Here is a 20890-nt window from a genome sequence, read left to right as displayed (position 1 = left end):
TTGACAACCCTATGGAGGCAAGAGATGCAGATCAAAACCGCTCAGGATCTTTTTGTACATTTACTTTCAGACACCTATAGCGCAGAGAAACAGCTGACCCGCGCTCTGCCGAAGCTTGCACGCGCGGCTTCTGATGAAAAGCTGGCCGCGGCATTCCGCGCTCACCTCGAGGAAACCCGGGGCCAGATTGAACGCATCGATCAGGTGGTAGAAAGCGTGCCTGAGCTCAAACTGCGCCGCATCAAATGCGTGGCGATGGAAGGGCTGATTGAAGAAGGCCAGGAAGTGATTGACGAAATCGAGCAGGGCCCGGTGCGTGACGCAGGCCTTATCGCTGCCGCGCAGAAAGTGGAGCACTATGAAATTGCCGCCTACGGCACGCTCTGCACCCTGGCAGAACAGTTGGGCTACAAAGACGCGAAAAAACTGCTGGCAGCCACGCTTGAGGAGGAGAAATCCACCGACGGCAAGCTGACCACCATCGCGGAAACGGCGATTAACGCGAAAGCCTCCAAAGCGGCGTAACCCCCGCTTACCTGCGCTTTACCCTCAAAGCGCGCACGCTCCACCCCCGGCTTACCGGGGGTTTTTTTATGCCGGTACGAAAAGAAAAAGGGCGCCGCAGCGCCCGGAAGAGAGGTTTATTTTTACTGCGTATTGTCATCGAGGAACGGATAGTCGGTGTAGCCGGTCGCGCCTTCGGCGTAGATGGTCGCGTCGTTAAGCGGGTTATAAGGCCCGTTTCTGCGAAACCGCTCCACCAGATCGGGGTTTGCGATATAGAGCTTGCCGAACGCCGCCGCATCCGCTTCGCCGCTCGCAATCACCGCCTCGGCGCTCTCTTTGGTTAACCCTTCGTTGGCAATCCACGCGCCGGTGAATTTATGGCGGATCTGCGGGCCGACGCGGTTGGGCGTATCCAGCGCCTCGCGCGAGAAGATAAACGCCAGGCGGCGCGCGTTCAGTTGCTCCAGCACGTAGCCGAACATCGCCACCGGGTTGGAATCGTGCATTGAATAGGAGTTAGACATCAGGTTGAGGTGCACTCCGACGCGGTCGGCGGGCCATTCGGTCAGCAGCGCGTCCACCGTTTCCAGCAGGAAGCGGGCGCGGTTTTCAATGCTGCCGCCGTATTGATCGGTACGCTGGTTGGAGCCGTCATGCAGGAACTGATCGAACAGATAGCCGTTCGCCGCATGAATTTCCACGCCGTCAAAGCCTGCGCGTTTGGCGTTGATCGCCGCCCGGCGAAAATCTTCCACGATGCCCGGAATTTCATGGGTTTCCAGCGCGCGCGGGGTGTCGTAAGGGCGTTTCGGGCGCACCGTCGTCACGTGGCCTTCCGGGGCGATAGCGCTCGGGGCGACGGGCTTCTCACCGTTGAGAAAGACCGGGTCGGAGACGCGGCCCACGTGCCAGAGTTGCAGCACCATTTTGCCGCCCGCCTGGTGTACCGCATCGACGATTTCACGCCACGCGCTGACCTGTTTTTCCGACCAGATCCCCGGCGTATTCGGGTAGCCGACGCCCTGCGGCGTCACGGAAGTGGCTTCGGTGAAGATAAGCCCGGCGCTGGCGCGCTGTGTGTAATACGTTTTGACGATTTCGCCCGGCGTGCGGTCATTCACTGCGCGCATGCGCGTCAGCGGTGCCATCACGACGCGGTTTTTTAATTCCAGCGCGCCGATGTTTACCGGTTCTAACAGCGTTGACATAACAGAACTCCCGTCAGGATAAAGGCGTGTCTGTCATTTAAACGATATCACGCGCCGGATGGCAAGCCTCGGGGCTTATTACTTTTCACGCTAACGTATTCCCCGGCGCGCGTTTAGCCGCCGTTGAGCATCGATTTACGAATCGACGACAGCAGCGCCCGCGCGCCCTGAGAGAGCGGGGCGTCGACGCGCGTCAGAATGCCGATAGGCTCGCCGGGGCCGGGAATGGCAATGGGCAGCGCCGTCAGCGTCCCCTGGCGTAAATCTTCTTTCACCGCGCCCGACGGCACAAACCAGACGTAGTTGTAATCGACGGTCAGCTGGCGCGAGAGCGACGCCGAAAGCGTTTCGATACAGGTGGAGGGAAGCTGGCAGCCCTGGCTTGCCAGCAGCGTTTCCGCGTTGTCACGCGGCACGGTACCTTTCGGCGAGACCACCACCGGCCACTCCATCACGCGGCTCAGGGTGACGGTATCCTGTAACAGCGGGTGTCCGGGGCGCACCACCAGCTTCAGGGATTCCATAAACAGCAGCTCGTAATTCAGCCCGTTCATCAGTTCCGGATCGGACATCCGGCCCACGCCGATATCCAGCTCGCCCGATTTCAGGCCCGCCAGCAGCATGGTGTTATTCATAATGGCCACCTGCAGCGTGATATCGCTCTGCTGCTTGTGAAACGGGCCAATCACTGCAGGCAGTACGCCGAGCGCGGCGGTCGGCAGCGCGCCGACGCGCACCACATCGCAGCCTTCGTCCGGCTTGCGGTTGAGCGCCTGGCCGGCGTGATTGAGAGCATCGAGGATTTTCAGCGCATGCGTCAGAAACTGCTCGCCGGGCAGCGTCAGCTGCGCGCCGAGGCGTCCACGTTCAAACAGCCGCGCGCCGGTGAGTTGCTCCAGCTCGTTGAGTGTTTTTGATAGCGCTGGCTGGCTAAGATTAAGGGTTTCAGCCGCACGCCCGAGGGTTCCCTGCTGAGCGACGGCGACGAAAGTGTGCAAGTGGCGCAAGCGAATGCGCTGGGAGAACAAACCGTTTTTTTCCATAGCTGATGTTAAAAACAGAGCGGGAGCCGTGACAAGGTAAGTTGTTTAATTTTGATAACTTGATAGCAAAATAATATTAACAAAACAGATAAATATGCAACATCATCGTCCGGTGAAAAGCGCAAACCGTAACGTGCGGATCGCCAGAGGATTTTCATATGACTGTCGGTAAACCAGACGGCGCAAGGCGGACGGGTTAAAACCGCCGTTCCCGTTTGTTTTGTCGCGCGTTTTGCCTGGCGTGCAGCGGCGGATGCCTTGTTACGTTTTGGATCACAAATTGTGAATTCTTCACCGCTGAAACTGCCGCGATTCTCTACAATCTCAGCAATATTCACTGGAGGCACGACACCATGGCGAACAGCATCACGGCAGATGAGATTCGGGAACATTTTTCGCAGGCCATGTCGGCCATGTATCAGCAAGAAGTACCGCAGTACGGCACGCTGCTGGAACTGGTGGCCGACGTGAATCTGGCGGTACTGGAAAGCCACCCGCAGCTGCATGAGCAGCTCGCCAACGCTGATGAGCTGGCGCGGCTGAACGTCGAGCGCCACGGCGCGATTCGCGTCGGCACCGCTGAGGAGCTGGCGACGCTTCGACGCATTTTCGCCATTATGGGGATGTACCCGGTCAGCTATTACGATCTCTCTCAGGCGGGCGTGCCGGTGCACTCCACGGCGTTTCGCCCGGTGGATGACGTGGCGCTGGCGCGAAATCCGTTTCGTATTTTCACCTCGCTGCTGCGCCTTGAGCTTATCGAAGATGAAAAGCTGCGTAAGCGCGCCGCCGCCGTGCTCGCCCGGCGCGATATCTTTACGCGCCGCTGCTATGAGCTGCTGAACATTTACGACGAGCAGGGCGCGTTTAACGCCGACCAGGCGCAGGAGTTTGTGCGCGAGGCGCTGGAAACGTTCCGCTGGCACAGCCATGCAACGGTGGACGCCGCCACCTATCAGGCGCTTCATGATGAACACCGGTTAATTGCCGATGTGGTCTGCTTTCGTGGCTGCCACATCAACCACCTGACGCCACGCACGCTGGATATCGACCGCGTGCAGGCGCTGATGCCGGAGTATGGCATTGCGCCGAAAGCCGTGATTGAAGGCCCGCCGCGCCGCGAATTTCCTATTCTGCTGCGCCAGACCAGCTTTAAAGCGCTGGAAGAGCCGATTCGCTTTGGCGGCGACAGCCCCGGCACGCACACCGCGCGCTTTGGTGAGATCGAACAGCGCGGTATGGCGCTGACGCCCAAAGGCCGCGCGCTTTATGACGAACTGCTGGCGGCGGTGGGCAGCGGGAAGGATAACCTCACGCATCAGTTACATTTGCAGGAGGCGTTCAGCCGCTTCCCGGACAGCGACACGCTGCTGCGCCGCCAGGGGCTGGCCTATTTCCGCTACCGCCTGACGCCGGTGGGCGAAACGCACCGTCACGCCATTCGCCCCGGCGACGATCCGCAGACGCTCATCGAGCGCGGCTGGCTGGTGGCGCAGCCGATTATCTATGAAGATTTTCTGCCGGTCAGCGCGGCGGGGATTTTCCAGTCTAATCTCGGCGAGGATGCGCGGGCGCGCCGCCACGGTAACGCCAGCCGCGACACCTTTGAAGCGGCGCTCGGCTGCCCGGTGCTGGATGAGTTTGCGCTCTATCAGGAGGCGGAAGATCGCAGCAAACGACGTTGCGGTCTGCTCTGAAACGGCTACGCTCCCAGGATTGCCGTTAAAAAAAGGAAGCCGTAATGCGCAACCTGGATATGCCGATTGTCACCACCACGCACGGCGACGTGCGTGGGCTTACTGAAAATGATATGGCCGTGTGGCGGGGCATTCCGTATGCCGCGCCGCCGGTGGGTGAACGCCGCTGGCGCGCGCCGCAGCCGCTAACCGCCTGGCAGGACGTGCGCGACGCGACCGCCTTTTCCGCCGCCAGCTGGCAGAACGCCGGGTTTTGCCGCGAGCTTGCCGGAGGCGATCCGGGCGCGTTCAGCGAAGATTGTCTCTATCTCAACGTCTGGGCACCGGTGGCGCGCGAGACGCCGCTGCCGGTGATGGTCTGGCTGCACGGCGGCGGATTTACGCTCGGCGCGGGCAGTCTGCCGCCGTATGACGGCCAGGCGCTGGCGCGTCGCGGCGTGGTGCTGGTAACGATTAATTACCGACTCGGGCATCTGGGGTTTTTCGCCCATCCGGCGCTCGAAGGCGACGATCCTGCCGGGCCGGTTTATAACTTTGCGCTGCTCGATCAAATCGCCGCGCTGCGCTGGGTGCAGGATAACATCGCTGCTTTTGGCGGAGACCGTGACAACGTCACGCTATTCGGGGAATCCGCGGGTGCGCGCAGCGTGCTGTCACTGATGGCCTCACCGCTTGCGAAAGGGCTGTTCCATAAAGCGATCATTCAGAGCGGCTATACGCTGCCGGATATCCCGCGCCGTAAAGCGCTCATTAATGGCGCGGCGCTCAGCCGCCATCTCGGGCTTGATAACCCCACAGCCGCCGATTTGCGCGCGCTGCCCGCCGATGCCTTCTGGCCGCTCACCGCGCCGTATGTCACCGGGCCTGCGCCGATTGCGGGCGATATCGTACTGCCGGAGCCGATGCTGGAGACCTTCTTCGCGGCGCGCCAGCATCCGATGCCGGTGATGGTTGGCAGCAACAGCGATGAAGCCAGCGTGCTGGCCTATTTCGGCGTCAATCTGGAAGAACAGATCCGCAAGCTGCGCCGCGAGCGGCGTTTCGGGCTCGGGCTTATCCGGCTGCTGTACCCGGGCGTACGCGGCGACCGCGAGCTGGGGCGACAGGTCTGTCGCGATATGGCGTTTACCACGCTCGGCTTTGTGGTGATGCAGGCGCAGAGCCGACGCGGCGTGCCGTGCTGGCGCTACTGGTTTGATTATGTGGCCGAAGGCGAGCGCGAGACGTTCGCCAACGGCGCGTGGCACGGCAATGAAGTGCCGTATGTGTTTGATAATCTGGACCAGGTAGAGCCGCTTAAAAACTACGCCACGGCGGCGGATCGCGCTTTCGCAGGACAAGTGGCGGATTACTGGGTCAGCTTTGCAAAACACGCCAGCGCGCAAAGCCAGGCGCTTGACGGCCCGGTGCGCTGGCTCGCCTGCGTGCGCGGTCGCGACCGCCTGCTGCGTATCGGGCTTGATAAAAAGGCGGGGTGGCGGCTGGAAAACCGCTTTATGCGCGCGCGTCTCGCGCTCTTTAAGCGGGTGATGCGCTACCACGTAACGCTGGATTAAGGGCTTAAAAAGCAAAACCCCGCGCGGGGGCGTGGGGCCATAGTGGTGTTTCCCGAAAGAGAACCCGGCGAAGCCGGGCCACCGTGAGCTATCATCATTAAAATTATGGTGTTGGCCGACGGTTTTGTATCGTGCTGGTGTCGGCCCCTCCCACAGGGAGGAATATTATAGGCATATACAGGGGCCTGAACGGCGCGACGCCGCCAGTCTCTGCGTGGCAGAAACTATCCTGTCCCGGTGCGGCTGGCAAGATGGCGGGTCATCGTTTTTTGTGATGGTTCCCGCGAATCCCTCCGAAACCCGCCGCGCCGCATGGCTTTAGCGGGTGCGCATAAAATAACCCGTTGATTTTACGGCTGCCCGTACCGTCGCGCCTGACATAAATTTACCCAGCTTTATGCATCTATTAAGCTGAAAAATAAGAAATTATTTAATTTTTCAGCGGCCTGTTGGCTTCATCCTGAATTTTGTCTAGAGTGAGCGGTCATATTGCTTGTAACATTTGCCGCCGCCAGGCTTCAGCCTCGCGAAATACCTCGACAAAAAAGGACGGTTTTCAGGCATGAACCGCAGACGTTTTATCAAGGCCTCGTTGGCCCTCGCCGCGGCATGCGGCACTCCAGGTCTCGCCACGCTTTTCTCCCGCAACGCCTGGGCGCAGGAGTCCGATATCGCGGACGGCCAGACGCGCGCCTTTGATTTCAGCGTGTTACAGGCTATGGCCTCTGAGCTTGCGCAAAAACCGTGGGGCGGCGCGCCGCGACCGCTGCCCGACACGCTCGCAAAGCTCACCCCACAGGCCTATAACAGTATTCAGTATGACGCCGGGCATTCGCTGTGGAATAACATCGAGGGCCGCCAGCTTGACGTGCAGTTCTTCCACGTCGGCATGGGCTTTCGCCGCCGGGTGCGGATGTTCTCGCTCGATCCGGCGACCCGGCAGGCCCGCGAAGTGCATTTCCGCCCAGAACTCTTTAACTACCACGACGCGGGCGTCGATACCCGCCAGCTGGAAGGGCAGACCGATCTCGGCTTCGCTGGTTTTCGCGCGTTTAAAGCGCCGGAGCTGGCGCGTCGCGATATCGTCTCCTTCCTCGGCGCGAGCTATTTCCGCGCGGTAGACAGCACCTTCCAGTACGGGCTGTCGGCGCGTGGGCTGGCGGTCGATACCTTTACCGACACGCCGGAAGAGTTCCCGGATTTCACCGCCTTCTGGTTTGAAACGCCGAAAGCGCAGGACACTACGTTTGTCGCCTATGCGCTGCTGGACAGCCCGAGCGTGACCGGCGCGTATAAGTTCATCATCCACTGCGAATCAAGCCAGGTGATTATGGAAGTGGAAAACTTCCTGTTCGCGCGCAAAGACATCAAACAGCTCGGCATCGCGCCGATGACAAGTATGTTCAGCTGCGGCACCAATGAGCGCCGCATGTGCGACACCATTCACCCGCAAATCCACGACTCCGACCGCCTGGCGATGTGGCGCGGCAACGGCGAGTGGGTGTGCCGCCCGCTCAATAACCCGCAACGCCTGCAATTCAACGCCTTCGCGGATGAAAACCCGAAAGGGTTTGGCCTGTTGCAGACCGATCATAAATTCGAGAGCTATCAGGATGTGATGGGCTGGTATAACAAGCGCCCGAGCCTGTGGGTGGAGCCGCGCAACCGCTGGGGCAAAGGCACCGTTGCGCTGATGGAAATCCCGACCACCGGCGAAACGCTCGATAACATTGTTTGCTTCTGGCAGCCGGAAAAACCGATCCGCGCCGGGGATAAGCTTAACTTCCAGTATCGCCTCTACTGGAGCGGCGATGCGCCGGTACGCACGCCGCTGGCGCGCGTTTACGCCACCCGCACCGGGATGGGCAGCTTCCCGGAAGGCTGGGCGCCGGGCGAAAACTTCCCGACGCAGTGGTCGCGCCGCGTCGCCGTGGATTTTGTGGGCGGCGATCTCAAAGGCGCCGCGCCGCGCGGCATCGAGCCTGTGATTACGCTCTCCAGCGGCGAGGCGAAACAGGTGGAGATCCTCTACGTCGAGCCGTTTGACGGCTACCGCATTCAGTTCGACTGGTACCCGACGTCGGACTCCGTCGATCCGGTGGAAATGCGCATGTTCCTGCGCTGCCAGGGCGAGGCCATCAGCGAGACCTGGCTGTGGCAATATTTCCCGCCCGCGCCGGATAAACGCAAATATGTCGATGACCGGCAGATGCGCTAAGCTGCTCTCCACAAGCCCCGTTTCGACGGGGCTTTTTTTTGCGCTCAGGCGCAGGAAACCACGGAAAATCGGTTAAGGCCGCCGATTCAGGCAGTGTTTTTACATCGCCCGCTATGATAACTGTAGAGGTTTACTCATCAGAAGGAGATTCCCTTGCCAAATGCCGCCTCTCAGGACGAGATACTTATCGTTAACGAACATCTTGCGCTGCATGCCGTTCATGAACGGTTCGCAGAGCCGCTGTTCGCACTGGTACAGCGCAATAAAGCCTGGCTGCAAAAAGCGATGAACTGGCCGCAGTACGTCACTAAAATCGAAGACACGCGCCAGACCATTCAGAGCAACGCCATGCTGCACCAGCGCGGCTACGCGAAAATGTTTATGATTTTGCTGGATGGCGAGATGGTGGGCGTGCTGTCGTTTAACCAGATAGAGCCGACCAACAAAACAGCCTATATCGGCTACTGGCTGGATGAGCAGCATCAGGGGCGGGGGATTATTTCTGGCGCGCTGCAAACGATGATGGCGCATTACGCGCAAACGGGCGAAGTACGACGGTTTGTCATTAAATGTATCGTCACCAACGCGGCGAGCAGCCGCGTGGCGCAGCGTAACGGCTTTACGCTGGAAGGGCGTTTAAAAGAGGCCGAGTACCTGAACGGCCAGTTTCACGATCAGCATATCTACGCGCGTATTATTGACGCGGACGCTTAAACGAGCCCCGGCAGCGGCGTGCGCTGAATATGTTCGTTGCCGTGAAGCGTTTTAAAGCCGCACAGCCGAATGCTTTCGCCGGGCGGCGCGTCGATCGTGACATCATCGTTTACCGTCACGCTGTCTTCGACGATAACGTCGCCGCGGATACGCGCGCGTCCGGTGATGGTCACGTGATTATCGAGCCGCACCGGGCCGCCCGTGATGACCGCGTGTTCATCGACCCGCACGTGATGCCCCAGCAGGCAGTTGCCTTCAATCACCGCGTGGCCTGACACTTCTGAGCTGTAGCGCACCGTTGGCGAGGCGTTCTCCTCCGTGCCCGCCACCAGCCGGGCGTTGCCGTGGATTTTCGCGCAGTCGCAGACCCAGACGTCGTTCTCATCGTTGCCTTCGAGGATCGCGTTTTCAAACACCTGCGCGCGATGCTCGATAAACGCGTGCGTCACCAGCGCGTGGCCGTAAATCTGGGCCTGATGCACCACCCGCGAGGCGCTGACGGTGGCGTTGCCGTAAATATGTAGCGCGCTGTCGCTGTCTGCCGTTAAGCCTTTCGCACCGACCACCAGACTGTTTTGCATCACCCGCGCGTCACCGAAAATATGACACTCGCCGCGCACCACCGAGCACTGCACCATCGCGCGGCCGCTGACGTGCGCGCCGTCGCTGATTTCGGCGGCGTCAATCCAGGCATCGTCGCCAATGACCGCGTCATGATGAACAACGCAGGTCTGGCTTAAGCGCGCATTGCCGCGAATTTTCGCGCCCGCAAACACCACGCTGTTGTGGTCATAGACCCAGCAAGAGCCCTGCTGGCTGAGGTTCTCCTCGCTCTCCACCCAGCCGCCGGGCGCTCCGGCGCTGACATCGGCGAAATCGCACAGCGCGATAAGCTGGCGCAGCGTGACGGTGCAGGGCTCGCCGTGGCGGGTATAGCGAAAGACGCGCGTGGCTTCGCTGAGCTGATATTTATTCATCAGAATTTCCTTGCCAGAGACTCCCCATTAACCGTAGCAAATTTTTACGCGCCGGGAAGGCGATAGCGTTTACCGGGGAAGTTTTATAAAATGCATGCAGAATATATCTTTGCCGCATCGCCGGCAGAAAGCGTTTAAGGAACCCCCATGATCGTTCGTGATGAAAACTATTTCACTGAAAAATATGGCCTGACGGCCACACACTCTGACGTCGTAAACGCCGTGAATTATGTCAAACCGGGCCGCGCGCTGGATCTCGGCTGCGGCAACGGGCGCAACAGCCTCTTTCTCGCCGCCCGTGGGTTTGACGTCACCGCGTGGGATAAAAACCCGGCGAGTATCGCTAACCTTGAGTGCATCGCGGCGGCGGAAGGGCTTAATAATCTGCATATCGCGGTGAAAGATTTAAATACGCTGCGTTTTGACGGGGAGTATGACTTTATTCTCTCCACCGTGGTGATGATGTTTCTTGAGCGCGACACCATTCCCGGGCTTATCGATAATATGCAGCGCTGTACCGCGCCGGGCGGTTATAACCTGATTGTTGCGGCGATGGATACTGACGATTATCCGTGCACCGTCGGTTTCCCGTTCGCGTTTCGCGAAGGGGAACTGCGCCGTTATTACGAAGGCTGGGAGTTAATTAAATACAATGAAGATGTCGGCCAGCTTCATAAAACCGACGCCAGCGGCAACCGCATTCGCTTACGTTTTGCGACGATGCTCGCGAAAAAACGTTAATGTGAGGTTTTTTTACGGAACCGCCGGTAGCGCGGTTCCGTATTAATGAAATAAAGATTTTTATATATTTTTATTGTTAGTATCAATTTTATTTATTGTTCTAATCCTATTTTACGTCCCGGATCGCTTTTTTCTCTTATCCTGCCGTTTTTATTACTCTTTTCGCACAGCCGTTTGCTATAAATTCAGTGCTCATCCACTCACAGGTAACGTTCTATGCACAGCACATCGGTATTTAAAGCTTCCGGCGTGGCGGCGCTATTGCTGCTTGCCGGTTGTTCCTCCAGCACCACCAAACCTGAGCAATACTCCGGCTTCCTGAAAGACTATTCGGGCCTTGAAAAAAACACGTCAGCCACCGGCAAACCGGTGATGCGCTGGGTCGCGCCGGGCTTTAACCTGAATAATTACGACTCGATGGTTAACTGCCTTTCATAGTCTAACAACCTCTATTAACTCCTTCACCTAAACCCCTTGTCCCACCTGCATTAAGCTCTCATTACGACCCAATATCTATTTATGCTATCCAGCCTTTTCTGACGGTATTGTTGCCGGTATTACCTTTAGGGTATACCCTCTGAGTGTTTCCGATACCGTCATCATGGCAGGGATACCGTGCTCACAGATACCAAACTGAAAAACCTCAAACCTCGCGATACTCTTTACAAAGTTGCTGATCGCGATGGTCTCTACGTTGCCGTTACCAAAACAGGTGTTATCTCCTTCCGTTACGATTACCGGATTAATGGCCGCCGTGAAACACTCACGATTGGTAAATACGGTGCCGACGGAATTACACTGGCTCAGGCGCGAGACGAGCTTATTGCGGCAAAGAAGCTGGTTAATGCCGGTATATCCCCGGCTTCGCAAAAGAGAGAAGGAAAGCGATTAGTCAAAGACGCTGAAACCTTTTCCTCGTTCATCGAAAAATATATGCAGCATGTGACGCTGGCAGAAAGCACCAGGGCGATGAAGGAGGCAATCATCCGGCGCGATATTCTTCCAGCGCTTGGTCGGAAGGTAATGGCAGAAATAACGCCGTCAATGGTTAGGTCAATGTGCGACCGCATTCTGGAGCGCGGAGGTAACGCCACAGCGATACAAGCTCTGGAAATGGTGAACAGCGTATACCGATTTGCAAACGATCGTGGACACCAATTTGTTAATCCGGCACAGGGCATCAAACCAAAAACGCTGGCGACATTCAGGCCCCGTGAGCGCAGTTTATCTCCGGAAGAAATGGGGATTTTTCTGCGCGCCCTTGAAGGCACCACGGCAATGGCAACTATGAAGCAGGCTGTTCGCCTAATTGCTTTAACGCTGGTGCGCAAAAGTGAGGCATTGCTGGCGCACTGGGATGAGGTCAATCTTGATGGCAGGATATGGACAATACCGGCACAGCGCATGAAGGGTTCACGACCGCACGTGATTTATCTTTCCCGCCAGGCTATTTCACTGATGAAAGAGATGAAGATCCATAGCTGCGGAAGCGAATTGTTGCTGCCTGGCCGTTACCGCTTGGACAGACCGCTATCAAACGCAGCGCTGAACATCATGCTTCCAAATATCATCGAACGTGCTGCGAAAGCGGGCGAGAAGATATCTCACTTCACCATTCACGATCTGCGCCGTACTGGCAGCACGTTGCTTCACGAAGCTGGATACCCCTCAGACTGGATAGAGAAAGCACTGGCGCATGAACAGCGCGGGGTGAGGGCGGTTTACAACAAAGCGGAGTATGCACGCCAGCGAGAGTATATGTTGCAGCAGTGGGCCGATATGCTGGATAACTGGAAAGCCGGAGATCATTACGACCTGGTGCCTTTTTCTCCGGCAAAGTTCGAAAAATGGATGGAGGAAAAGTAACCCGCCGTAGCGGGTTACTTTAGATGAATGTGTCCGCCGGTTCCCCATAGCTGGCTGCGGCCTCGTTTGCTTCGCGCCGCAATCCCAGGAAGTAGCCTACCGGGTCCCACGCTTTGATAATGGCGTCCAGCTCTTTCTGGCTGTGCCACGTTGTCAGGCGTTTTTTGAGAGCTTTTGCGCATGCCGTGACATTGGCGCGCGTCGGGCCCGCCAGTTTCATGCACAGACACATAGTGATGAGCAGGTCGCAATATTCATCCTATGCTTTCTTCAAAACGGCCGGGTCAATACGCTGTTGCATCTGCTGGATATGGTGCTTCTGGCTCATGCTTTTTCCTTCTTTTTTGCCTTATCTGCTACCGCGCGGCGGCGCTCGATACCCCGAATTAAACGCTGCGCTGCGTCCTCGCCAGGGCCGCGCCGGGAGTCACCCAGCGCGCGAATAACGCTTTCTCGCTCATAGCGATCACAATCAGCGCGCGTCATGCTGCCACCGATTTAACGACCGGGATTGCGCAGCCCGGCAGCAACTGAACCGCCGGGCCTTCGCACTGATTTCCCCACACGTCAAAACCGTGCGAAGACTGGCGAGCGAACAGCTCAATGCGCGGCACATCGCCCAGCAACTGCACCAACTTTTCGCGCACGCAGTCCGGCTTCTGCGAGTGCGCCAGGCGCGGCGCCGTGAATGACTGGATGATCCCGGCATTCATGCGCTCAGGTAACTTGCCGCGCACGGCAAACAGGCAGTCTTCGCTGTTGGCGCGCGTCATATGACCCATTCCCATTACGAGCTTGTCAGCCTGCCGGCTGCCGCATTTGTTCCATGTGAAGCCCTTCATGGTCATCAGGCGGAATCCCCACGCCTCGACAACCTTCAATGCTTCGACCGGCTGCGTCGGCACCCACCACATAGCCAGCAAGCAGTTTTCAGCTGCCAACTCCCAGACCGGAAGGCGGCAGATATCCTGCACGTCCATGACGGGATATTTGAACCCGGCGCCGCGGTCGCCGTCGGCCGCTTTGTCTCGGTATGACCATGGCGGATCTGCATAAATCAGGGTGTATTTACCGGTCATGCTGCCGCCTTTTTAATCTGGTTGTGAAGCGCTTCGGCGATCCGCTGCGCTTTTAATGGGTTGGTGATTACGCTGCCGTCGGGAGTAATCCAGCCGCGGCGAACCGGTGAGTACATCATCAGGACGCTACCGACCTGAATATCATCGTGCGAATTGGTCATAGCAGCCCCCACATATCTGTTATCTGGCCCGCATTAACGCCGCAGTAATGCTCCCGGCGCGCGCAACCGCGCGTAATGCAGCGCTCGCGGCGCATGGCGATCCGCTGGCGCTCAACGTCGCCTACGGCGGCATCCAGGCATTTCAGCCAGAGCCCCGCTGCAACACGGAACAGGCCTTTAGCCTCCAGCTCCAGCGCTCTCTGCTCAATGGCCTGCGCGGCTGGAGAGGTTGCCACCTGCGGGCCCAGGCGGCGGGTAACGTAATTTTCGTGGTAACGCTCAAGCCGGGTTTTCGATTTCATTTGAGCCATCCATCCTGAGTGAAAATTGCCGCGATGAGGTACATCCATGCGGCGATACCGGCCAGGTACCAGTACAGACCTGACCATTTTTGCCAGTGCCGGGTGATGGCCGTCATGCAGCGCTGCTCACCGGGCGGAAAACTCGCTGCTCAACGGGAGGCTTTTTTCCCCCGAACACCGACGGGCTTTTGGCCTTACGCTCTTCAAGCCATTCGCTGATCTCGTCAGCATCCCAGGCGCAGCGTTTGTCAGTGATGTACCAGCGCTTCGGGAACTCGCCTTTTTTCTCCAGCGCATCGATAGTGCTGATCGACAGCGGGACAACCTCTAACAGCTCTTTCTTTCCGTATGCTCGTTTCATTTTTTTCTCTCTTAGCAGGTGGCGGCGCGCCGGGCGCCGCGTTTGATTTCAATTACTGCGCTGCGGTCATTTCTTCGCGGCGCAAGGAATAAACGTCGGTGGCTTTATCGAGATGCTCCTGATGGCTCGCCAGGCGCTTTGCAACAGCTGCATAGGTGGAATCAAGATCGGCTACGTCACTCGCGTTACCGGCGTATTCTGTGAATCCAGCCAGCAGCTCGTCAGGGGTGCGCTCATTGCGCGGGCGGTGCTGAGCCGCTGGCGCGTCCTGTTGCGGCGCTGTCTTGCCAATCAGGCTGTTCACGCTGCGGGCGTCGACGGCCGGCGGCGTGATATCGCGCTCAACGCGCGGGCGGCTCTCTTCCAGCTCGTCAGGGGTGTAAACACCGAGCAACACATCGGGCGCATGCAGACGAGCCCAGCGCTTCGTGCAGAGGTAGGCCAGCTGCTGGCGCGGATCGACTTCCCAGTTTGGCGAGTTGCGCACGCCAGCCTGCGCCATACTGATAGTCAGCTCGCGCGGTTCGGTTTCGCCCTTGAGCGTTGCCCACACGGTTACGGTGAGGTTGGGGGATTTGTCTGTCTTACCGCTCACTTTCGACCAGTCGCCATCCCAGCGGTAATTCAAACGAGTAGCCAGCAGGCTGGATGACGAGACAACAGCGTTGACCAGCTGCGCCTCATAGCCCAGGGCGCCGTTAACGACGTGTGTTTTCTGCGCCACAGCAAACGGATTCATGCCCCACTGCGCCGCCTGCATTGTCACTGCCAGGCAGTCAGCAGGTTTACCAGCCAGATGCGCAGGCACGGTCGCCTTGCTCTGCGCCATCAGGTCAGCGAAGCGCACCAGTTGGTTGAGTCCTTCCGGGCTGAAAATCGCCGCAGCGGTGCCAACGGTGGCGCCAGGCTGCGCGGTTAAAGTGATATCGTTGCTCATGCGTACATGTCCTGTTTACGTGCCCATTCCGGGCGTTTAATGGTTTCAATACCGCCGACTTCGTCGCTGGTGCGGTACTGGTGATAAGCGGTCAGGTCGCGCCGGAACAGACGAAAACCTTCGTCTTTGTCGTAAGCATCCAGTTCGAATACACGAACCGGATAGCGGCCGCAGTCGATCGACTCGCTGACGGCGATGAAAAAGAAGCTGTGCGGCTCGCCGGTCGTCTGCTTTGCTCCCTCGCAATACATCGCGTCCTGCACGTGATATCGGAACTCGTCGATGTGTCGCGCGAATCGTGACATGTCACTGACCTTTTTCACGTCAGCCATCACGGGGAACTGCGCGAGACGCTTATCGGGACGAATGCGGCACAACTCGCCTGTCTCTTCGTCAATCCAGTAGTGCGATGCCTCGCAATCGCCTTCCTGTTCAAGCAGCCAGCGCGCCGCCGGGTGAGCAAAAGCGCTGTCGCGCATCAGCTCCAATTTCCGGCCTTCTTCGGCGCTCATGATTGTCATGCCCATTCCGGCAACCTTGTTCAGGAATGCTGCCTCTTCCTCCTTTCCGGCATTGCTACGGCGGTTAAACTGCGGCGCCACAATGAAGCGCTTGTCGAATTCTTCCGGCTCCAGCAGCAGGCAGTGCAGGGCGGTTCCCATATCCAGCGCCTGGAGCTTTTCGGTATCGACCGGCGCATTTCTCTGCCATGCCAGCAGCGCCGGGTTGATTGCCACCAGGTCGAGCTGCGACTTACTAACGCCGTCACCGGCGTGGTAGGCCTCGTTTGAGATGTCGCGGTAGATGCCCGGCCTCACGCTGCATCCCTCGCGCTGTCGATCTGGTCAGCCATATCCCAGCGGGCGGCGACGCCGGAAAGCTCGCGTAGCAGCGCGCCGATGATTTCCGTGGCTTCAACGTCTTCAAGCACATGAGTGATGATCTCGTTGCGCATGCCAGCAGCCTGCCAGGATTCGCGGATCACTTTGTTCAGCGCGCTATTGCTCAGCGCCGCGTCCAGCTCTTCCTGCCGCGCTTCCACCTGCTTGCAGATGCAGTAATCGGCGGACATTTGCTCGATGATTTTTTCCATCTTTCCAATCTGTTGAAGGTTCATTGTGAGTACCCCGTTAATCGTTCAAACCCGGCTTTCACCATCTGCTCAAAGTTCATCGTGAAACCTTCACGCGGCTTATCGACAGATACGAAACGCCATTCATAACCATTTGCCTGGCGGTAAACCCGGTACGGCCTGCCGTTCACATCGACCGTCGCCTCAGGCGCGCATTTCTCTTTCAACACTGCGGGCCTCCCTGGTTATGAATGCCCACTCGACCGCCTCGCGCAGCGTTCTGAATTTCCAGCTCATCAGCCCGGAAATCGTCACGCAGTGCCAACCGTTTATGATTCTCCACTGCATTTCCGCACCTCAAATGTTTACCAAATTGGTAATACTTTTGGTTATACGTAACCCGGAACGCGTCCGGCGATGGGTAATCAGAGAGTTTTTACCGCCTCAATGTTTACCTTTAAGGTAATACTGAACCGGTTTTAAAAGAGAGTCAATAGATAGTGAGAGAAAAAATTACCAAAACGGTAACTATTCTTCTTTGGGCCTGAACGGCTCTTGAGGATTTGGGCTGTGTGTAGTTGTGCTAACGCGGCGTCTTACGCCTGCTTATCGTTCTGGTTTTGAGACATCACGAAATCAATGAACGTGCGGATCTTGTCTTTTTCTTGCTGCGGCAGCGCCGCGTACAGTTTGTGGTCGTAACTGATAAGGCCCGGCGCTTCCGGCGGCAGGATCATCTCATATGCCTGGCGCCCGAACGACTCTGCAATCGCTGCGAGGTTATTGACGGAGATGCTGCTCTCGTTTCGCAGCAGGCGGTTAATCGTTGCCTGGCTGACGCCAGAGGCAGCCGCTACTTTCTGCTGAGAAAGCCCGTCGGCGTCCATCCACTTTTTGAGAATGCTCGCGGCCAGCTCGCTGGTGTTCGTCGGGCCTGTGTCGCTTTCCTGGTTTTCAAGCATATTAGCCAGCTGGTGATCGACGTCCAGCCAGTGCGATTCGACGCGCGCGGCTTCTTCAATGCGCCTGGCGACCTTATCGCCGATATTCTTCGCGCCGCTCTCCCACCGGGACACCAGGTTCTGCTGAATCTCCAGCCGCTCCGCCAGGCGGATCTGCTTGCCGTCGAAATAACGCCGCAGAATTTCCTTTAAATTTTCTCGCCGTATCTCATGAATACTTTTCATTTCTATTAAATTATCTCTTTTTTGGATTGTTAACTTATTAAATTAAAAGAGATATTACCAAAAAGGTAAATGCACCAAAAAGGTAATAATGTTTGATTTTTACACCCAAAAGGTAATAATCTTGAGGTAAATAGATACTGTGAGAAAAAAATTTATGGCAATCGAGCAGAAATTTGATTTCAAGAAACACTGGCTGAGCCTGGACCAGGCGGGCCGGGAGGCGTTCGCTCTGGATGCCGGGACGACAGCCGGGTATATCGCTGCGCATTACTGCGGGCGCCGTAAGACGCCGACTAAGGCACGGATGGAAAAGCTTTTTAAGGCGTGCAAGCAGCGCGGTTGGCTGACCAGTAAAAACGACCTGGTCCAGTTCTTCTACAGCTAACGCCCACACCACAGACGCAAAGAGGCTGCCTTATGGCGGCCTTTTTTATGCGCCACATACCGCAAGGGTAATATTTATCCGTTTACGGTTGATCTTTTCGTGTGCTCAGGCAAAATTACCAAAGATAAATAACAAAGAGGGCGACGAAATGGAGCGTATCACCCAGGCGGAAGCACTGGATAAAGGTCTTACTCGCTTCTACACCGGCCGGAAATGCATCCACGGCCATTACAGCGAGCGCTACACCATCAGCGGCGAGTGCGTGCAGTGCAACAATGAGCGGGCTAAACGCGCAGCTCAGGCGCGCTCACAGAAGCTTAAAGCCGCCCGAAAGGCACGGGAGGCAGCATGATTCCCGCCGCGTATTACAACGAAATTGATCCGTATGCAGCACAGTGGCTGCGCAACCTGATACTGGCGCATGATTAACTCCGGCGTGCCCAAGGGTAAATCCACCACGGTACAGATCACCGATACCATGGGGATGCTCGAAACCTACGCCGAAATCGACAAATCACTTGCCGATCTGAACGGTAACACCGCTGAATTCCGCCTGTCTGAAGACCGCGCGTTCCTGGAAGGCATGAATCAGCGAATGGCGCAGACGCTTTTCTACGGCGATACCAGCGTCAACCCGCAGCAGTTCATGGGTCTGCACAGGCTATAGAATGCTCATATGCCCCGCGCAGCGTGCGCGGCAACTATGGAGCGGAGCAGATGACCGTATCAACCGAAGTTAACGAGAACACGTACACCGGGAACGGCACGACGACCGTATTCCCCTATCAGTTTCGGGTGTACAAAAAAAGCGACCTGGTGGTTCAGGTTGTTGACCTGAGCGAAACCATCAAAACGTTGACGCTGGATACTGACTATACCGTCAGTGGCGCGGGCGGTTACCAGGGCGGAAACGTCACCCTGACAAGCCCGCTGGCAAATGGGTGGAAGATTTCCATTACCCGCGAGCTTCCTGTTACTCAGGAGACTGATTTGCGCAACCAGGGCAGCTTCTTTGCCGAGGTCCATGAAGATGCTTTTGATAAGCTCACCATGCTCTTGCAGCAGATTCGTCGCTGGTTCGGCCTGGCGCTGCGTAAGCCTAACAGCATCGCAAATTACTACGATGCCCAGGGCAATAAAATTCGAAATCTTGCAGACCCAACCCAGGCGCAGGACGCTGCGACAAAAGAATATGTTGATAGCCTTGCCGCTGATAACCTCAACCACGCGCTTCGCACACCAGAGCCAATCCCCCAACTTCCTGCCGCAGAAGATCGAGCAAACAAAATTGTGGGGATGGATAATGCAGGCAATCCCATCATGGTGCTGCCTGAGTCCGGCTCTGCTGCTGACGTGCTTATTGAGCTGGCAAAGCCTGAAGGCGCGGGGAAAATTGGGTATGACGGCATAACCGTTGAAGATGCTCTTGATGATCTGGAAGCAAGCCGTAACGCGATCGCTTCAGCTGCTGGTTTTGATAAGGTTGGCCGCTTCCTTAACATTGCTCAACTGCGCTCATCCGTCCCGGCGACCGCAGATATCGTTGTATATGTTGCATCTGCAGCGAGCTCATCCCATGCAGAAACCCACCTCGGCGGCGGCTTCTTTCAGTCTGTTGATAATGTCCAGGCATGGCCCGACGATGGCGGTATAGTTATCAAGCCAGCCACAGGAACGCTAGTGTGGCGCCGTATTAACTTTACTGCATACGATATGCAGTTCTGGGGGGTTAAACCGGACGGAACGACAGATAACGCTGCGGCTATAACTCTTGCCACTAACTTTGCTCGCTCAAACAGATGCATTCTCGAAGCCCCTGCCGGCACTATTAACACATCAAAAACGGTCCCTATTTATGACAATATGGGTATTCGTGGACAAGGAAAAGCTGAGTCAACAGTCTTTATTAAAACCACAAACGACAAAATCGATTTAACTAAAAACGGCCAAGTAGTCTTACAAGTTGATGCCCTGTGCGCCTTTGTGCCTAAACAGTGGGATTTAACGGACAGTTCTATGAACTCATTTTGTGTTCATGGTCGTCTTGAAAATTGCTTGTTCAGAAGGTTAGGTCTGACTGCCGATAACGTCACGTCATTGCGAAATTATTACGGCCTTTTTCTTGGTAAGGCCGCATCTCCTGTGCTGAGACAAATCGGCTTCGAGTGTGCGTATATTGGCTGCTTCTCATACGTGCCCTTTTCAGGTGTTATGGAGATGGTTAGCTTCCCTCAATATGCAGGGAAAGGGTACGCTGGAGTGCTTTTTGAAGACTACCGGGACGGTCAAATAAAAGTGATCGGAACCTCAATGGACATGCGTTTAGTTCAGATTAACGGCTATCAGCTTGGGTTCAGGATGTCCGGCATGCAGTACACAACTATGACAAACTGCACGGCGGAAAACTGCACTCCAATGGATGGCGAAACTACATGCTATGCATTCGATTTTGTCAACCCGTACTGCATTGTCATGAATACGTGCGCGACTGAAGAAGTTAAAGGTGGGCAACTAAGAGTTACAGTCCAGGGCAACCCTTCATTCCGGCCATCACTTATAGTTAACGGGTTCCTTCCTGTCGGCCAGCAGAACCCTGTTGCAGCAACGCCGATTATTTCTATTGATAATGTAGGATTGATACCAACAAGCGTGATACTGAACGGAGGAGATTGGGCCACATATCCATCAGCCCCAAACCTTACTGCTCCAAAAGCAAGCGGCAGTGGACTTAAAGTCAGAATGATAGGCGTCAACGGATCGCCGAAATCTATATGGAACATTTCAGCAAGCGCAGACGTGCAGGAATTTTGACTAATGTTGCGTTGACATATCCTTGCTATAAAACTAACCTGCCAGAAATATTTTACGTTCTGGCAGTC

General features: G+C 56.7%; 24 protein-coding genes and 2 pseudogenes. 12 read left to right on the top strand and 14 right to left on the bottom strand.

Going from position 1 to position 20890, the window contains the following annotated elements; all coding sequences use genetic code 11:
- The first annotated feature begins 24 nt into the window (after nucleotides 1–24).
- Entirely contained in the window at nucleotides 25–525 is a 501-nt protein-coding gene (locus G9X48_RS05860) for a ferritin-like domain-containing protein (RefSeq protein WP_004385277.1), read from the top strand.
- 122 nt (nucleotides 526–647) lie between these two features.
- Here G9X48_RS05860 and G9X48_RS05855 read toward each other — a convergent pair whose 3' ends face one another.
- The 3 genes from G9X48_RS05855 to G9X48_RS05845 form a co-directional block, all read right to left on the bottom strand.
- Nucleotides 648–1715, bottom strand: coding sequence for an alkene reductase (locus G9X48_RS05855; RefSeq protein WP_012124679.1), 1068 nt, complete (start codon nucleotides 1713–1715; stop codon nucleotides 648–650).
- 113 nt (nucleotides 1716–1828) lie between these two features.
- Nucleotides 1829–2758, bottom strand: a complete 930-nt coding sequence (locus tag G9X48_RS05850) for a LysR substrate-binding domain-containing protein (protein ID WP_014728810.1) — start codon at nucleotides 2756–2758, stop codon at nucleotides 1829–1831.
- Between the two features lie 8 nt (nucleotides 2759–2766).
- Nucleotides 2767–3096 (bottom strand): hypothetical protein, encoded by a 330-nt coding sequence (locus G9X48_RS05845; RefSeq protein WP_074459829.1) that lies wholly within the window; start codon nucleotides 3094–3096, stop codon nucleotides 2767–2769.
- 15 nt (nucleotides 3097–3111) lie between these two features.
- On the opposite strand from G9X48_RS05845, the gene G9X48_RS05840 reads away from it, so the two are divergent.
- From G9X48_RS05840 to rimL, 4 genes are all read left to right on the top strand, one after another.
- The gene (locus tag G9X48_RS05840) at nucleotides 3112–4455 is read left to right on the top strand and encodes a VOC family protein (RefSeq protein ID WP_097640645.1); all 1344 of its coding nucleotides are present in this window, start codon (nucleotides 3112–3114) and stop codon (nucleotides 4453–4455) included.
- 44 nt (nucleotides 4456–4499) lie between these two features.
- Nucleotides 4500–6011, top strand: a complete 1512-nt coding sequence (locus tag G9X48_RS05835; protein ID WP_097640644.1) for a carboxylesterase/lipase family protein — start codon at nucleotides 4500–4502, stop codon at nucleotides 6009–6011.
- Nucleotides 6012–6573: 562 nt separating this feature from the next.
- Nucleotides 6574–8229, top strand: a complete 1656-nt coding sequence (locus G9X48_RS05830) for a glucan biosynthesis protein (protein ID WP_038880363.1) — start codon at nucleotides 6574–6576, stop codon at nucleotides 8227–8229.
- A gap of 153 nt (nucleotides 8230–8382) precedes the next feature.
- Complete coding sequence (gene rimL, locus G9X48_RS05825; RefSeq protein ID WP_097640643.1) at nucleotides 8383–8943, top strand: 50S ribosomal protein L7/L12-serine acetyltransferase; 561 nt, start codon at nucleotides 8383–8385, stop codon at nucleotides 8941–8943.
- Here the strand turns inward: rimL and ydcK are convergent.
- Nucleotides 8940–9920 carry a YdcK family protein gene (ydcK, locus tag G9X48_RS05820; RefSeq protein ID WP_097640642.1) on the bottom strand — a complete coding sequence of 327 codons (981 nt, stop codon included), beginning with the start codon at nucleotides 9918–9920 and terminating at the stop codon, nucleotides 8940–8942. The two genes, rimL and ydcK, sit on opposite strands and share 4 nt — an antisense overlap.
- 147 nt (nucleotides 9921–10067) lie before the next feature.
- On the opposite strand from ydcK, the gene tehB reads away from it, so the two are divergent.
- The 3 genes and pseudogenes from tehB to G9X48_RS05805 all read left to right on the top strand — a co-directional run bounded on the left by tehB (nucleotide 10068) and on the right by G9X48_RS05805 (nucleotide 12527).
- A complete protein-coding gene (tehB, locus tag G9X48_RS05815; RefSeq protein ID WP_097640641.1) occupies nucleotides 10068–10661 on the top strand; it encodes a tellurite resistance methyltransferase TehB in 594 nt (197 codons plus the stop codon).
- A gap of 216 nt (nucleotides 10662–10877) precedes the next feature.
- Nucleotides 10878–11084 (top strand): annotated as a pseudogene (locus G9X48_RS05810) (DUF3313 family protein); the annotation flags it as partial.
- A gap of 192 nt (nucleotides 11085–11276) precedes the next feature.
- Nucleotides 11277–12527 carry a tyrosine-type recombinase/integrase gene (locus G9X48_RS05805; RefSeq protein WP_080865603.1) on the top strand — a complete coding sequence of 417 codons (1251 nt, stop codon included), beginning with the start codon at nucleotides 11277–11279 and terminating at the stop codon, nucleotides 12525–12527.
- A 19-nt stretch (nucleotides 12528–12546) separates the two neighbouring features.
- Here G9X48_RS05805 and G9X48_RS05800 read toward each other — a convergent pair whose 3' ends face one another.
- The 10 genes from G9X48_RS05800 to G9X48_RS05755 form a co-directional block, all read right to left on the bottom strand.
- Nucleotides 12547–12747 (bottom strand): hypothetical protein, encoded by a 201-nt coding sequence (locus G9X48_RS05800; RefSeq protein ID WP_234010229.1) that lies wholly within the window; start codon nucleotides 12745–12747, stop codon nucleotides 12547–12549.
- A gap of 262 nt (nucleotides 12748–13009) precedes the next feature.
- Complete coding sequence (locus tag G9X48_RS05795) at nucleotides 13010–13606, bottom strand: MT-A70 family methyltransferase (RefSeq protein WP_080865604.1); 597 nt, start codon at nucleotides 13604–13606, stop codon at nucleotides 13010–13012.
- On the bottom strand, nucleotides 13603–13767 hold the full coding sequence (locus G9X48_RS05790; RefSeq protein WP_007901910.1) for a DUF1317 family protein: 165 nt from the start codon (nucleotides 13765–13767) through the stop codon (nucleotides 13603–13605). Before G9X48_RS05790 ends, G9X48_RS05795 begins: the two co-directional genes overlap by 4 nt.
- Nucleotides 13764–14069, bottom strand: a complete 306-nt coding sequence (locus G9X48_RS05785; RefSeq protein WP_007901913.1) for a PerC family transcriptional regulator — start codon at nucleotides 14067–14069, stop codon at nucleotides 13764–13766. Before G9X48_RS05785 ends, G9X48_RS05790 begins: the two co-directional genes overlap by 4 nt.
- A 112-nt stretch (nucleotides 14070–14181) precedes the next feature.
- Nucleotides 14182–14430: an AlpA family phage regulatory protein gene (locus G9X48_RS05780; RefSeq protein WP_007761581.1), complete on the bottom strand. Its 249-nt coding sequence runs from the start codon at nucleotides 14428–14430 to the stop codon at nucleotides 14182–14184.
- A gap of 52 nt (nucleotides 14431–14482) precedes the next feature.
- Complete coding sequence (locus G9X48_RS05775) at nucleotides 14483–15367, bottom strand: RecT family recombinase (protein WP_007901914.1); 885 nt, start codon at nucleotides 15365–15367, stop codon at nucleotides 14483–14485.
- Nucleotides 15364–16185, bottom strand: a complete 822-nt coding sequence (locus G9X48_RS05770; RefSeq protein ID WP_080865605.1) for a PD-(D/E)XK nuclease-like domain-containing protein — start codon at nucleotides 16183–16185, stop codon at nucleotides 15364–15366. The genes G9X48_RS05775 and G9X48_RS05770 overlap by 4 nt, the downstream gene beginning before the upstream one ends.
- A complete protein-coding gene (locus tag G9X48_RS05765) occupies nucleotides 16182–16460 on the bottom strand; it encodes a hypothetical protein (protein WP_124753063.1) in 279 nt (92 codons plus the stop codon). Before G9X48_RS05765 ends, G9X48_RS05770 begins: the two co-directional genes overlap by 4 nt.
- Nucleotides 16461–16480: 20 nt before the next feature.
- A complete protein-coding gene (locus G9X48_RS05760; protein WP_032982559.1) occupies nucleotides 16481–16669 on the bottom strand; it encodes a hypothetical protein in 189 nt (62 codons plus the stop codon).
- Between the two features lie 366 nt (nucleotides 16670–17035).
- Nucleotides 17036–17626, bottom strand: coding sequence for a helix-turn-helix transcriptional regulator (locus G9X48_RS05755; protein WP_007901935.1), 591 nt, complete (start codon nucleotides 17624–17626; stop codon nucleotides 17036–17038).
- Between the two features lie 154 nt (nucleotides 17627–17780).
- On the opposite strand from G9X48_RS05755, the gene G9X48_RS05750 reads away from it, so the two are divergent.
- The 4 genes and pseudogenes from G9X48_RS05750 to G9X48_RS05735 all read left to right on the top strand — a co-directional run bounded on the left by G9X48_RS05750 (nucleotide 17781) and on the right by G9X48_RS05735 (nucleotide 20822).
- Nucleotides 17781–18011, top strand: coding sequence for a hypothetical protein (locus tag G9X48_RS05750; protein ID WP_007761568.1), 231 nt, complete (start codon nucleotides 17781–17783; stop codon nucleotides 18009–18011).
- Between the two features lie 148 nt (nucleotides 18012–18159).
- A complete protein-coding gene (locus tag G9X48_RS05745; RefSeq protein ID WP_007901938.1) occupies nucleotides 18160–18363 on the top strand; it encodes a hypothetical protein in 204 nt (67 codons plus the stop codon).
- A gap of 63 nt (nucleotides 18364–18426) precedes the next feature.
- Nucleotides 18427–18666, top strand: a pseudogene (locus tag G9X48_RS05740) (major capsid protein); the annotation flags it as partial.
- Between the two features lie 62 nt (nucleotides 18667–18728).
- The gene (locus G9X48_RS05735) at nucleotides 18729–20822 is read left to right on the top strand and encodes a phage tail protein (protein WP_105590371.1); all 2094 of its coding nucleotides are present in this window, start codon (nucleotides 18729–18731) and stop codon (nucleotides 20820–20822) included.
- The last annotated feature ends 68 nt before the right edge of the window (nucleotides 20823–20890 follow it).

It is taken from the genome of Cronobacter sp. HA18006, assembly GCF_011605445.1.
Classification (GTDB): domain Bacteria; phylum Pseudomonadota; class Gammaproteobacteria; order Enterobacterales; family Enterobacteriaceae; genus Cronobacter; species Cronobacter sakazakii.
This window is presented reverse-complemented; position numbering and strand designations above follow the sequence as displayed.